The sequence below is a fragment of the Nocardia sp. bgisy118 genome, from assembly GCF_057708605.1.
In genome coordinates this window covers 1-13,321 of the sequence record NZ_JBYISM010000006.1, presented here as the reverse complement: position 1 = coordinate 13,321, position 13,321 = coordinate 1, and the positions used below count along the sequence as shown (strand labels likewise).

Annotated in this window: 11 protein-coding genes; 6 read left to right on the top strand and 5 right to left on the bottom strand. The window is 69.2% G+C overall.

The window, feature by feature from the left end; genetic code table 11:
• Positions 1-14 precede the first annotated feature (14 nt).
• Positions 15-914: an NAD(+) diphosphatase gene (gene nudC, locus AC3EO7_RS09335; protein ID WP_435590989.1), complete on the top strand. Its 900-nt coding sequence runs from the start codon at positions 15-17 to the stop codon at positions 912-914.
• Positions 915-917: 3 nt separating this feature from the next.
• Here the strand turns inward: nudC and AC3EO7_RS09330 are convergent, their stop codons facing one another.
• Positions 918-1,148: a mycoredoxin gene (locus AC3EO7_RS09330; RefSeq protein WP_431968009.1), complete on the bottom strand. Its 231-nt coding sequence runs from the start codon at positions 1,146-1,148 to the stop codon at positions 918-920.
• Positions 1,149-1,291: 143 nt separating this feature from the next.
• On the opposite strand from AC3EO7_RS09330, the gene AC3EO7_RS09325 reads away from it, so the two are divergent.
• From AC3EO7_RS09325 to AC3EO7_RS09315, 3 genes are all read left to right on the top strand, one after another.
• Entirely contained in the window at positions 1,292-3,445 is a 2,154-nt protein-coding gene (locus AC3EO7_RS09325; RefSeq protein WP_435591091.1) for an ATP-dependent DNA helicase UvrD2, read from the top strand.
• A 140-nt stretch (positions 3,446-3,585) separates the two neighbouring features.
• Positions 3,586-3,939, top strand: a complete 354-nt coding sequence (locus tag AC3EO7_RS09320) for a hypothetical protein (RefSeq protein WP_157120265.1) — start codon at positions 3,586-3,588, stop codon at positions 3,937-3,939.
• Positions 3,940-4,079: 140 nt separating this feature from the next.
• A complete protein-coding gene (locus AC3EO7_RS09315) occupies positions 4,080-4,370 on the top strand; it encodes a WhiB family transcriptional regulator (RefSeq protein WP_431967949.1) in 291 nt (96 codons plus the stop codon).
• A 147-nt stretch (positions 4,371-4,517) separates the two neighbouring features.
• Here AC3EO7_RS09315 and AC3EO7_RS09310 read toward each other — a convergent pair whose 3' ends face one another.
• The 3 genes from AC3EO7_RS09310 to AC3EO7_RS09300 all read right to left on the bottom strand — a co-directional run bounded on the left by AC3EO7_RS09310 (position 4,518) and on the right by AC3EO7_RS09300 (position 8,288).
• On the bottom strand, positions 4,518-5,861 hold the full coding sequence (locus tag AC3EO7_RS09310; protein ID WP_431967951.1) for an ABC1 kinase family protein: 1,344 nt from the start codon (positions 5,859-5,861) through the stop codon (positions 4,518-4,520).
• Positions 5,862-5,919: 58 nt separating this feature from the next.
• Complete coding sequence (locus AC3EO7_RS09305) at positions 5,920-6,783, bottom strand: hypothetical protein (RefSeq protein WP_431967953.1); 864 nt, start codon at positions 6,781-6,783, stop codon at positions 5,920-5,922.
• 89 nt (positions 6,784-6,872) lie between these two features.
• Positions 6,873-8,288 carry a zinc-dependent metalloprotease gene (locus AC3EO7_RS09300; protein ID WP_435590988.1) on the bottom strand — a complete coding sequence of 472 codons (1,416 nt, stop codon included), beginning with the start codon at positions 8,286-8,288 and terminating at the stop codon, positions 6,873-6,875.
• Positions 8,289-8,450: 162 nt separating this feature from the next.
• Between AC3EO7_RS09300 and AC3EO7_RS09295 the strand changes: the two genes are divergently transcribed.
• On the top strand, positions 8,451-9,476 hold the full coding sequence (locus AC3EO7_RS09295; RefSeq protein WP_431967957.1) for a YlbL family protein: 1,026 nt from the start codon (positions 8,451-8,453) through the stop codon (positions 9,474-9,476).
• Here AC3EO7_RS09295 and AC3EO7_RS09290 read toward each other — a convergent pair whose 3' ends face one another.
• Complete coding sequence (locus tag AC3EO7_RS09290) at positions 9,477-10,067, bottom strand: PPA1309 family protein (protein ID WP_431967959.1); 591 nt, start codon at positions 10,065-10,067, stop codon at positions 9,477-9,479. It abuts the gene before it with no gap.
• Positions 10,068-10,266: 199 nt separating this feature from the next.
• Between AC3EO7_RS09290 and AC3EO7_RS09285 the strand changes: the two genes are divergently transcribed.
• Entirely contained in the window at positions 10,267-13,248 is a 2,982-nt protein-coding gene (locus tag AC3EO7_RS09285) for a UPF0182 family protein (protein WP_435590987.1), read from the top strand.
• Positions 13,249-13,321: the final 73 nt, after the last annotated feature.

Here is a 13,321-nt window from a genome sequence, read left to right as displayed (position 1 = left end):
AGTAATCTCGAAGCGTGTCATTTCAGCTGAACGCCATCCCCCTGCTGTCCCGTACCGCGGTCGACCGCGCCGAGGAGATCCGCGCGGACGAGAACGCGCTGAAGGAGGGGTGGGCAAAGGCCGGGCTGCTCCGGGTGAACCGCCGCGGTCAGGTGCGTTTCGAGGGCGGCGCGCTGGTGTTGGACGCGGCCGTCGAGCTGTCCTCGGAGCCGAGCCCGGCGGCGGTTTTCCTCGGCGTCGGCGAGGGCAGGCACCTGTGGGCGGTGCGTGACAACGAACTCACCGGCGCGCTCACCGACCTGCGCGTCGTCGCGGGCGAGCTGGACGATTTCACCGCGGGCCTGCTCTCCACCGCCATGGCCCTGCTGAACTGGCACGACAAGTCCGGCTTCAGCGCGTACGACGGGAGCACCACCGTCGCCACCAAGGGCGGCTGGTCGCGGGTCACCACGGCCGGGCACGAGGAATTCCCGCGCATCGACCCGGCCGTCATCTGCCTGATCCACGACGGCGGCGACCGGGTGCTGCTCGCGCGTCAGCACACCTGGCCGACGACGCTGTTCTCGCTGCTCGCCGGATTCGTCGAGGCGGGTGAGTCGCTGGAGCGCTGCGTGGCGCGCGAGATGCGCGAGGAGGTCGGTCTCGACGTCCGCGACATCCATTACCTGGGCAGTCAGCCGTGGCCGTTCCCCAGGTCGCTGATGCTCGGATTCGCCGCCGTCGCCGACCCGGAGCAGCCGCTGGCCTTCTCCGACGGCGAGATCGCCGAGGCGCACTGGTTCACCAGGGCCGAGGTGCGCGCGGCTCTCGCGGCCGGAGACTGGTCGGGCCAGCGGGAAGGCGTGCGGCTGCTGCTCCCCGGTTCCATCTCGATCGCGCGCACCATCGTCGAATCGTGGGCGGCGCTGGACTGAGCGTCAGGCCAGGGCGGCGAGGGTCTGCTTGACGGCGGCCAGCGACGGGTTGGTCGCCGTCGAACCGTCCGCGAACTTCACCGTCGGCACCACGTGGTTGCCGTTGTTGACGCTACCGACGAACTCGGCCGAGGCCGGGTCCTGCTCGATATCGATCTCTACATAGCTGATACCGGACTCGTCCAGCTGCTTCTTCAGCCTGCGGCAGTAGCCGCACCAGGTGGTCGAGTACATGGTCAGAACGGGGTTCACGTCAGTCACGGAACCATTCAACGCGGTAAGACCTCGTCGTGTTCCACAGTGCCCGGCGCCACACCGCCCGCGCTTCGCCGTCGAGGGCCGACAGGCGCGGCGGCCGGTTGTCGGACCGGGCTGTCATGATGGTGGCCGTGCCCGCCTTCGACCTCGACGCCCTGGATCCCGAACAGGTCGCCGCCGTCCGGGCGCCGCGCGGGCCGGTGTGCGTGCTCGCCGGGGCGGGCACCGGAAAGACCAGGACCATCACGCACCGGATCGCGCACCTGGTGTCGGCGGGGCACGTCAAGCCGGACCAGGTGCTCGCGGTCACCTTCACCGCCCGCGCCGCGGGCGAATTGCGCGCCCGGCTGCGCGGACTGGGCCTCGCCGGTGAGGCGAAACAGGTGCAGGCCCGCACTTTTCACGCCGCGGCGCTGCGCCAGCTGAAGTACTTCTGGCCGCAGGTCGTCGGCGACGTGCCATGGCGATTGCTGGAGAACAAGTTCACGGTGGTCGCGCAGGCGGCGCACCGTGCGGGGCTGAGCACCGCGACCGACAGCGTCCGCGACCTGCTCGGCGAGATCGAATGGGCCAAGTCCACCCTGCTCGCGCCGGAGGATTACCCGGCGGCGGTGGCCAAGCGGCACCGCGAGCCGCCGTACGACGCGGTGCGGGTGGCCGAGGTCTACGCGGGCTACGAGTCGCTGAAGACCTCCGCCGAGGGACTGCTGCTCGATTTCGACGATCTGCTCCTGCACACCGCGGCAGCGCTGGAGGACTATCCGGCCGTCGCCGACGAATTCCGCGGTCGCTACCGGAGTTTCGTGGTCGACGAGTACCAGGACGTGACGCCGTTGCAGCAGCGCGTGCTCGACGCCTGGCTCGGCGAGCGCGACGACCTGACCGTCGTCGGCGACGCGAACCAGACGATCTACTCGTTCACCGGCGCCACCCCGAGCTATCTGCTCGACTTCTCGCGGCGTTTCCCGGACGCGACGGTGGTGCGGCTGGAGCGCGACTACCGGTCGACGCCGCAGGTGGTGTCGCTGGCCAACCGGGTGATCGGCGCCGCCCGCGGACGCATCGCGGGCACCAGGCTCCAGCTGATCGGCCAGCGCGCGGACGGGCTGGAGCCCGAGTTCACCGAATACGACGACGCCCCGGCCGAGGCCGTCGGGGTGGCGGGCGCGATCAAGGGGTTGATCGCGGCGGGCACCCCGGCGGCGGAGATCGCGGTGCTCTATCGCGTCAACGCCCAGTCCGAGGCTTATGAGCAGGCGCTCACCGAGCGCGGCGTCCCGTACCAGGTGCGCGGCGGCGAGGGCTTCTTCCAGCGCGCCGAGGTCAGGCAGGCCGTGCAGGCGTTGCGCCAGGCCGCGGCCCGCGACGACCTGCCCGATCAGTCGCGGCGCGGCGCGGCGCTGGTCACCCTGGTCAAGGCCGTGCTCGCGCCGGTCGGGCTGACGGCGACCGAGCCCGCGGGCGCGCAGGCGAAGGAACGGTGGTCGTCGCTGGTCGCGCTGGTCCGGCTCACCGAGGAATTGGTCGAGCACGACGCGCAGCTCGAGCTGCCCGGCCTGCTGCGCGAGCTGGCCGCGCGCGCCGAGGCCAGGCATCCACCGACCGTGCAGGGCGTCACCCTGGCCTCGCTGCACGCGGCCAAGGGGTTGGAGTGGGACGCGGTCTTCCTGGTCGGGCTGGCCGACGGCACGCTGCCGATCGCCCACGCGCTGGCCGACGACGGCTCGGTCGGCGATCAGGCCGCGCTCGAAGAGGAACGCAGGCTGCTCTACGTGGGCGTGACCAGGGCGCGCGAGCATCTGCGGCTGTCCTGGGCGCTGTCGCGGGGCGAGGGCAGCAGGCGTACCCGCCGCCGTTCCCGTTTCCTCAACGGCTTGGTGCCCGACGATTCGCCCGCGTCGCGGATCGCGGCGTCGACCGGCCGACCCGAGAACAACGGGATACGCCCGTCCTGCCGGGTCTGCGCCAAGCCGTTGATCGGCACCTACGCCACCATGCTCGGCCGCTGCCGTCGCTGCCCCGCGGAACTGGACTCGGCGCTGCTGGAGGCGCTGAAGGAGTGGCGCGCCGAAAAGGCCGAGGCACTGCGGGTCCGGGAGTTCGTGGTGTTCACCGACACCACGCTCACCGCTATCGCGGAGCAACTGCCCGCAGACGACCGTGCGCTGGAGGCGATCCCGGGCATCGGCGCGAAGAAGATCGTCGACTACGGAGCCGACGTGCTCGCCATCGTCGCGTCGCGTGTCCGCTCGACATCACAAAACCGCAGGTAGAAAATAGGTTGTCGGTTTCGCCGACATTGCTTATGGTGGGAATCACGCACCGGGAGGGCATTCCGGCGCGGAGAGTTTCGGACAACTCGGTTCGATACCAGACAGTTTCGGCACAACGAGAACAGGAGGGAGGCAGACCAATGAACGGCATCAACAACTTCGACGCCATCGGCGTTGCGGGCAATACGTCCATGTCGGCCTCCCGGGGGATCCTCGCCTTGCAGGGGATCGGTCTGTCCTCGGCAGGAGTGTGCGGATTTGGTACGCCGGTGAAGATTTCGCCGGCGCTTCGCCAAGTTCACACCCTTCTCCAGGGCAAGCCCAGCGGGGGCTGGCACCCGACCGCCAACGCGGCAGTCGGCGTCATTGCGCGTGAAGCCGGCTATGAGCCGGCGGCAGAGCCCATGGCAGACATCGATCTGCGGGCAGCACGCCTCCGCACCGCACACCCAGCGACCGTGATCAGGAATCGACACAGGTGTCGACCTAGGTAGGGGACTCACCCCACGCCTCCTGGCCACGGATCGCAAGAAGCGAAACCGTGGCCAGTACTTTTAAGCGGCCCTTCAGCCGTTTGCCACCGGTTTCGTGGACAACTAACGAACCGCTGCAGAACGAACTGAAGGAGAACGACGTGTTCCCCGCAGAGAGCTGGCCGCAGGCCGTCGCTGTCACCCGGGAGGTCACCAGGGTCCTGCCCTGTCGAGCTGGAGATCCCGATCTCTGGTTCGCGGAGAGCCCGGTCCAGCTGGAGCAGGCGAAGGCGCTGTGCGCGTCCTGCCCGATCCGCAAGGGCTGCCTGAACGCGGCCATCGATCGGCGCGAGCCTTGGGGCGTATGGGGCGGTGAGATCTTCGACCAGGGTGTCGTGATCGCCCGCAAGCGTCCGCGTGGTCGTCCGCGCAAGGTCGCGGTCCCGGCATGAGTGCCGGGCCGCGGCCCCACCTCCCTCCGGTCGCTGAGGCCCCACCGTCCGACCCGGACCCCGGCAGGGCCCAGGAACGAGAAAGCAAACAAGCCGCTCACCTCGAGATCAGGTGGGCGGCTCGTTTGCGTTGTGGGGGAGGTTCTTTCAGCTTGCGGAGCGTTCGTCGCGCAGGCCGGGCAACCAGGTGGCAGCCAGCTGCATGAACGGTATCTCGGCGTCCAGCTGGGCGAGGATGCCCACCGAACCGCCCAGCACCCGGAAGATCATCACGTGCTCGGCCGGGAGTTGCAGCGCCCGTGCGGTTTTCATCTCCGAGCTGGTGAAGTCGGTCGCCTTGCCCGCGACACGCTGCATCCATCGGCGGGTGAAGTGGAACGAATCGGTCTTGATCGGATCGGCGAACGGGCGCAGGTAGTCGGCGATCTCCCGATGGGTGATCGTGCGACCGGGGATCACCCAGCCGTTGTCGTACATCAACTGGGTGAGCGCGTCGTAGTCCTCCTCGACGGCCAGCGACAGCATCCGCCCGAGAATCTCCGGAAAACCGTTGGGCAGCGGCGCGCACGCGCCGAAATCGATCACCGCAAGCCTGCCGTCGGCAAGCATCATGAAGTTGCCCGGATGCGGATCGGCGTGCAGCAGGCCGACGGTCTCGGGCGAGGAGAAGTGGAAGCGGCCCATCAGCAGCGCGACCCGATTGCGCAGGGTCAGGCTGCCTTCCGGGTCGGCGGCGCCCGACTTGATGATCTGCGAGACCGGGGTCCCCTCGAGCCATTCGGTGACGATCACCTTCGGCGCGGAGGCCACCACCTTGGGCACCACCAGTTCGGGGTGGCCGTCGAAGGCTTTGGCGAAGGCGCGCTGGTTCGCCGCCTCGTTGCGGTAGTCGAGTTCCTCCTCGGTCCGCTCGGTGATCTCGGCCAGGATCGGCTTGACGTCCGCGCCGGGGATCACCGAGGAGATCAGGCCGGTCATCCGCGACAGCGTCTTGAGATCGGCCCGCAGCGCCTCGTCGGCGCCGGGGTATTGCACCTTCACCGCCACGGTGCGACCGTCCGACCACACCGCCTTGTGCACCTGTCCGATGCTGGCGGAGGCCGACGGTGCGTCCTCGAAGGAATGGAAGCGCTCCCGCCACTGGGTGCCCAGCTGTTGATCGAGCACCCGGTGCACCGTCCCGGCGGGCATCGGCGGAGCGGCGGCCTGCAATTTCGTCAGCGCATCGCGGTAGTGCTCGCCGAACTCCTCGGGAACAGCGGCCTCCATCACACTCAGCGCCTGCCCGAACTTCATGGCGCCGCCCTTGAGCTCGCCGAGCACGGTGAACAGCTGTTCGGCGGCCTTCTGGTTCAGCTGAGCGTTGATCTCCCCTTTGTCACCACCCGCGAGCCGCTTTCCGAAGCCCATGGCGGCTCGTCCGGCGATGCCCAGCGGAATCTTGGCTAACTTGGCGTTGCGGGACGAGCTACGGCGCACGATCTCAGACACCACCCCATCATGGCGGACACACCCGTAGCTTTGCCATGGCAATTCGAAGTTTTCGATCTCACGTTGCGCTCGCCACGCCGATCGTGCGACAACCACACGCGGCGTGTGGCGCCCAGTACCTTCGCTGCAGCAAGTGCGAATCGAGGTCCAACTCGAGCGTGGCGTCCAGGGTGGCGGGCGGCCTGCGCGGCGAGCAGTCCAGGATCGCCTCGAGTTCGCCGAGGGCGAGCGCCGCGGTCGCGGCGATGGCGGCGGGGGAGGCGTGACCGACCCGGCCGAGCAGCTGGGCGGCGAGATGGGGCCAGTCGGCGTCGTAGTCGACCCGCGTCAGGTCGGCGCAGCGCAGGCAGCTGGTCTCGCCGGGCAGCACCAGCGGGCCGACGATGCCGCGGCCGTCGCGAATCCGCGCCGAGAGATGCGGGATGCGGTGCAGCACAAGCTCGCTCGCCAACCGTGGATCGGTGACCACGGTGTCGGCGAGCACCACGAGGTCGGCGCACTTGCCCGCGGGCCGGACCTCGGGTGCGTTCCCGCGCGATCGCTCAGGACGGATGCCGACCCGGCGCAGCCCCGCCGAGATCGCGTCCGAGAGCGGTCCGAGGCCGTGCACGCGCACCGCGCGGATCGGGCCGGGCCGCTCCCGCGGCTGCACCAGTAGACCCGCGGCGTCGATCTCGTCCAGCAGCGCACCGGCGCGTTCGGCGGCGATGCCGCTGCGGCCCGCGTGCCACAGGATCTGCGGCCGGGTCCGCAACCCGTCGAGCAGGCGCAGGAAGCCGAGGACGGTCTGGGTGTCCAGGTCCGGCGGCTCGAGGAGCAGGGCGCGTTCCGGATCCCAGCCGAGTTGGACCACCCCCGAGGGGCGAACCAGGATCGTCACCCGGGGATGCAGCATCGGGCCGTGTGGGCGCAATGTGGTCATGGCCAGCAGTATGCGCACCGCCCGCGCCGCGAACGGCCGCGAATCCTGTCGTTATCCACAGGAATTCGCGCTGTTCACAAGGCGAACTCTCAGGACTTGCCGTTGTCCTTGCCCAGGTCGGGCATGTCCGGTCCGTCGCCGCCCTCGCGATCGGCCTCGGCGCGCTCGCGTGCCTCGGTCTCGGCCAGCTGCGCCAGCGGATCGTCGAACGCGGTCGCGCCGCCGCCGATGACCGAGTCGATGAAGCCCGCGGGGGTGTCCAGGTCCTCGGAGTCGGGCAGCAGGTCCGGGTGCGCCCACACGCCGTCGCGGGCGTCCACGCCCGCGTCGGCGGTCAGCCGCCGCCACAGCTCCGCGGCCTCGCGCAGCTTGCGCGGCCGCAGCTCCAGACCGACCAGGGTGGCGAAGGTCTGCTCGGCGGGTCCGCCGGTGGCGCGGCGTCGGCGCAGCGTCTCGGCCAGCGCGCCCGCGCCGGGCAGCCGGTCGCCGACGGCGTCGGCCACCACGACCTGCACCCAGCCCTCGATCAGGGCGAGCAGCGTCTCCAGGCGTTCCAGCGCCTGCTTCTGTTCGGGCGTGGTCTGCGGTTCGAACGCGCCCTGCGCCAGGATCTCCTCGAGCTTCGACGGGTCGGCCAGCGACATCGGGTCGATGCCCTGGGCCGCCTGCTCCAGCGCGGAGAAGTCCATCTTGATGCCGCGCGCGTAGTCCTCCACCGCGCCGAGCACCTGCTGACGCAGCCACGGCACGTGCGCGAACAGCCGCTGGTGGGCCGCCTCGCGCGCCGCGAGGAAGACCAGGATCTCGCTCTCCGGCTGCTCCAAGCCCGCGCTGAACTCGGAGATCGCGGCGGGCAGCAGGGCGCCGGTGCCGCTCGGGCCGAGCGGCAGACCGATATCGGTGGAGGTCAGCACCTCCTTGGCCAGCTGGCCGAGCGCCTGGCCGAGCTGCGAGCCGAACGCGAGGCCGCCCATCTGGCCGAGCATGCCGACCATCGGCGCGGCGAACTCCTTGGCCTCCTCGGGCAGCTGCGCGGTCCACATGCCCGAGATCTGCTCGGCGACCGGGTCGCACAACCGCTTCCAGGTGGACAGCGTCTCCTCGATCCAATCGTTGGCCGTCCACGCCACCGTCTTGGTCGCGCCCGCGGGCAGCGTCGTCGCGCCGTCCAGCCAGAGTTCGGCCAGGTGCGCCGCGTCGGTCACCGCCTTCCTCGCGCCCGCCGAGACGGGCGTCAGATCGGCGCCGAGTTGCTGGCGGGCCAGGCGCTTGGCGACGTCGTAGTTGACCGGACCCGAGGACGCGCCGCCGGGTTGCCCCATGCCGCTGAGCATTTGACCCAGCGAGGTCAGCATCTGGCCGAGCTGCGCGGGATCGAACCCGGCCCCGCCGCCGCCGATCGGGAACCCGAACGGATTGTTCGCCCCGGGACCGTTCGGCTCTTCGCCGCGCTTGCGCGCGTCATCGTCGTCACGGTTCGAGAATCCGAACGGGAAGTCAGTCATGCCTCTTACGTTACGCGCGGACAATCGGCTCGTGACCCTGGGCGGCCCGCCGCCGGCCCGCGGAGCTCGCATTACGCGCACAGCGAACGACCGGGCGGCGCGCGGCGGCGGATTCCGCGCCTGCGCCGTCCGGCGCCAGGAGAGATCACTATGGTGGGCGGGGTGAATCGTCGGATCCTCACCCTCCTTGCCGCGCTCGTTCCGGTGCTCGTGCTCGGTGTCATCGGCACCGTGGTCAAGGTGCCGTTCGTCGCGCTCGGACCCGGGCCAACCTTCAACACGCTCGGCGAGGTCGAGGGCAAGCAGGTCGTCGACGTCGTCGGCACCGAGCTCGACCCCACCTCGGGGCACCTGAACATGACGACGGTGGCGGTGCGCGACGGGCTGAACCTGTTCGAGGCGTTCGGCTTCTGGGTGAGCGGCCAGCACGGTCTCGTCCCGCGCGCCGAGGTGTACCCGCCCGGGGTGCCGCGCGAGGAGATCGACAAGTCCAATCAGCAGGAGTTCAAGGATTCGGAGGGCAATGCCGAGGTCGCGGCGCTGCACTACCTGAATCTGCCGACCGTGGTGCTGATCCGCAAGGTCGGCGACGACGCCCCCGCCAAGGACCTGCTGCGGCCGGGAGACCAGCTCGTCAGCGTCAACGGTGCGCCGATCGCGACTCCCAAAGACCTGGTGTCCGCGGTGTCCTCGCAGCCGCCGGGCAGCCAGCTGGCGGTGGTCTTCCGCCGCGACAACGCCGAACAGACCGCAACGATCACGCTCGGCGCCCGCCCGGACGATCCGGCCAAGGGCTACCTCGGCGTCACTCCGGGCGAGGGCGCGCTCCCGCCCATGCAGGTCACCTTCAATCTGGCCGATATCGGCGGCCCGTCGGCGGGGCTGATGTTCAGCCTCGCCCTGATCGACAAGCTCAGCCCCGGTCCCCTGGACGGCGGCAAGTTCGTGGCGGGCACCGGCACCATCGATCAGGACGGCGCGGTCGGCCCGATCGGCGGCATCCAATACAAGATGATGGCCGCGCGTGAGGCGGGCGCCGAGACGTTCCTGGTCCCCGCGGCCAACTGCAACGAGGCGAGGCAGCGCACACCCGAGGGCCTGCGCCTGGTCAAGGTGGAGACATTGGACAGCGCGGTGCAGTCGCTCAACGCGCTCAACGTCGGCGCCGAGGCGCCGAGCTGCGGCTGATCACTCCAGGGTGTGGTGCAGCGCCTCGATGAGGTTCGGCGCCAGGTTCGGGTAGGTCCGCAGGTCGAGGTCGCCGAAATCGTCCTCGTCGTCCTGCGGGCGGATCTGCAGCAGCGACAGCGACGCGCCCTCGCGCAGCACAGCGGCGAACAGCCGCGCCTCCCGGCGCTCCGGATGCGCGGCCGCGGCGGCGCGGGCCGCGGCGTCGGCGGCCTCGTGGTCGGCGAGCAGCGGGGCGAGCGCGTCGTCGAGGGTGCTCTCGGCATCCGGCGGCAGCACCACGATCTCCTGGACCAGCACACAACCCTGGACGGCGGGCGGCCAGCTCGTGGTGGCGAGGAATTCGTCGAGCGCGATCGAACCGCCGGTGATGTCGTCGGGCAGCGGCTCCTGCGCGATCGGGGTGAGCTCGTCGCCCTGATCGATCTCATCGAGCAGCCCGGGTTCGGCCGCGACCAGATCGGCGGTCGGCACCAGCGCGAACATCTGCGGCGGCCGCCCCCAGCCTTCGGCGTCGGCGAACTCCGCGACCTCCCGGACGGCGCGGGACAGGACAAGTTCGGCGTGCAGATCGGCGTTCACGGTGGACATCCTCGCATCACCGCCACCGGTGTCTCAGCGAAGCCGCCGAAATCGCTTCCGCCGAGCTCACCGAGGCCACACACGACGGCCCGATGTCCGTTTCCGTAGAGTGGGCGCCAGACGGTCCGCGAGGACCGAACCGCAACGTCGGAATGCGGCGCATCGACCGATTGGGCGTGGGCGCCGCCGGACCCTGGAGAGTGGCACCGTGGGCATGCGGCCCCCAACCGGCTTACCTTCGTTGTCTCGACGCAGCCGCGTGCTGCTGGTGGCGGCCATCGTCGTGGCGGCGTTGCTGCTGTTGGGCCCGAGACTGACCGACACCTATACCAACTGGCTTTGGTTCGGCGAAGTCGGTTTCCGCAACGTGTATCTCACGGTGCTGCGGACCCGCGTCCTGCTGTTCGCCGCGGTGGCAGTGTTCGTCGGTCTGGTGGTGTGGCTCGCGCTGCTGCTCGCCTACCGGACCAGGCCGGTGTTCGTGCCGGTCGCCGGGCCGAACGATCCGATCGCCCGGTACCGCACCACCGTGATGAGCAGGCTCAAGCTCTTCGGCATCGGCATCCCGGTGCTGCTCGGCCTGCTCTCGGGCCTGGTGGCGCAGTCGAATTGGGTGACGGTGCAGCTGTTCTTGAACGGCGGTTCGTTCGGTGAGACCGATCCGCAGTTCGGCCTCGACGTCGGCTTCTACGCCTTCGATCTGCCGTTCTACCGGATGGTGCTGAACTGGCTGTTCGTCGCCGTGGTGATCGCGTTCTTCGCGAATCTGGTGACGCACTACGTCTTCGGCGGTCTGCGGCTGAGCGGCCGCGAGGGCACGCTCACCAGGCCTGCGCGCGTCCAGCTCGCCGTGCTCGCCGGAATCTTCGTGCTGCTCAAGGCGATCGCGTACTGGTTCGACCGCTACGAGCTGCTCTCCAGCGCGCGCAAGGAGCCCACCTTCACCGGCGGTTCCTTCACCGACATCAACGCGGTGCTGCCCGCCAAGCTGATCCTGATGTCCATCGCGGTGATCTGCGCGCTGGCCTTCTTCGCCGGCATCGTGCTGCGCGATCTGCGCGTGCCCGCCATGGCCGCCGCGCTGCTCGTGCTCTCCTCGATCCTGGTCGGCGCGGTGTGGCCGCTGGTGGTCGAGCAGTTCTCGGTGCGCCCGAACGCCGCCGACAAGGAGTCGGAGTACATCGAGCGCAACATCGCCGCGACCAGGCAGGCGTTCGGTATCACCGACGACAAGGTCGACTACCAGAACTACAAGGGCGACGGCACCAAGAACCCGCGTGACGTTCCCGCCGACCGCACCACCATCTCCAACATCCGGCTGCTCGACCCGAATATCTTGTCGCCGACCTTCACTCAGCTGCGCCAGCTGAAGAACTTCTACGGCTTCCCCAACCCGCTCGACATCGACCGCTACACCATCGAGGGCGAGGTCCAGGACTACATCGTCGCGGCGCGCGAGCTGGAACCGCAGAGCCTCAAGGACAATCAGACCGACTGGATCAACCGGCACACCGTCTACACCCACGGCAACGGCTTCGTCGCCGCCCCGGCCAATCGCATCAACAAGGCCGCGGCCAAGGACGCGACCGTCGCGGGCAGCAGTGACAGCGGGTCTCCGGTCTTCGACGACGGCCCGTCGAGCTTCGTCAGCGACATCTCCACGCCGCAGGACCGCCAGGCCATCAAGGTCGACCAGCCGCGGATCTACTATGGCGAGCTGATCTCCCAGTCCGACGCCGACTACGCCATCGTCGGCGCGGCCGGGCAGCCCGCGCGCGAATACGACCTGGACAATGTGCAGTACACCTACACCGGTTCCGGCGGCGTGCCGATCGGCTCCTGGTTCAACCGGCTGGCGTTCGCGGCCAAGTACGCCGAGCGCAACATCCTGTTCTCCGGAGCGATCGGTGAGGATTCGAAGATCATCTTCAACCGCGATCCGAAGGAGCGGGTCGAGAAGGTCGCGCCCTGGCTGACCGCCGACGGCAACGCCTACCCCGCGGTGGTGGACAAGCGCATCGTCTGGATCGTGGACGCCTACACCACGCTCGACAGCTACCCCTACGCCCAGAGCACCTCGCTCGAGGGTGCGGTCGAGGACAGCGTCGACAAGAAGACCGGACGGTTGCTGCCCCGCAAGGAGGTCAGCTACATCCGCAACTCGGTGAAGGCCGTCGTCGATGCCTACGACGGCAGCGTCACCCTGTACGAGGTGGACACCACCGATCCGGTGCTGAAGGCGTGGCGCGGAGTGTTCCCGAACGCGGTGAAGTCGCAGAGCGACATCTCGCCGGAGCTGCGCTCGCACTTCCGTTACCCGGAGGATCTGTTCAAGGTGCAGCGCGAGATGCTCAGCAAGTACCACGTGAACGATCCGCGAGAGTTCTTCACCAACAACGCGTTCTGGTCGGTGCCGAGCGATCCGACGATCGAGGGCGGCACCTTCAAGCAGCCGCCGTACTACGTGCTGGTCGGCGATCCGAAGACCGGACGACCGGAGTTCAATTTGACCAGCGCCATGGTCGGCTTCAACCGGCAGTATCTGTCGGCCTACATCTCGGTGCGCTCGGATCCGGAGAACTACGGCAAGTTCACGATCTTGCAATTGCCGACGGATTCGCAGACCCAGGGTCCGCAACAAACACAGAACACGATGACCATCAACGACGAGGTCTCGCGTGACAAGACTTTGTTGCAAGGGTCGAACAAGATCAAATACGGCAATCTGCTGACCTTGCCGATCGCCGACGGCGGCATTCTCTATGTCGAGCCGCTGTACACCGAACGCAACAGCGGACCGAACACCTCGACCTTCCCGCAGCTGGCTCGCGTGCTCGTGAGCTATCGCGATCCGGCGACGGGATCGGTGCTGGTCGGCTACGAGCCGACGCTCGCGGCGGCCCTCGACAAGATCTTCCCCGGCAGCGGCAGCGCCGCGACGGCGCCGGGCGCCGAGACGCCGAACCAGCAGGGGACGACGCCGCCGCCGAACCAGGGCGTCACCGCGCCGCCGCCCGCCCAGGGGGTCGCACCGCCGTCGCCCAACGCGAAGGACGCGGCGGTCCTGGAACTGGACGCGGCCCTGCGCAACGTGCGTGACGCCCAGCGCAGCGGTGATCTCGCCAGCCTCGGCGCGGCGTTCACCAGGCTCGAGCAGGCGATCAAGGCGTACGAAGCCACCGGTCGCTGAGTTGGAAAAACAGAAGCGGGGGGGGGGGGGGGGGGGGGGGGGGGGAGGGGGGGGGGGGGGGGGGGGGGGGGGG

Bases quoted from the DNA above. Each gene is read 5' to 3' on its own strand.
- AC3EO7_RS09320 (WP_157120265.1), top strand. From the start codon at position 3,586: ATGAACGGCATCAACAACTTCGACGCCATCGGCGTTGCGGGCAATACG.
- AC3EO7_RS09325 (WP_435591091.1), top strand. From the start codon at position 1,292: ATGATGGTGGCCGTGCCCGCCTTCGACCTCGACGCCCTGGATCCCGAA.
- AC3EO7_RS09290 (WP_431967959.1), bottom strand. From the start codon at position 10,067: ATGTCCACCGTGAACGCCGATCTGCACGCCGAACTTGTCCTGTCCCGC.
- AC3EO7_RS09305 (WP_431967953.1), bottom strand. From the start codon at position 6,783: ATGACCACATTGCGCCCACACGGCCCGATGCTGCATCCCCGGGTGACG.
- AC3EO7_RS09330 (WP_431968009.1), bottom strand. From the start codon at position 1,148: ATGTACTCGACCACCTGGTGCGGCTACTGCCGCAGGCTGAAGAAGCAG.
- AC3EO7_RS09300 (WP_435590988.1), bottom strand. From the start codon at position 8,288: ATGACTGACTTCCCGTTCGGATTCTCGAACCGTGACGACGATGACGCG.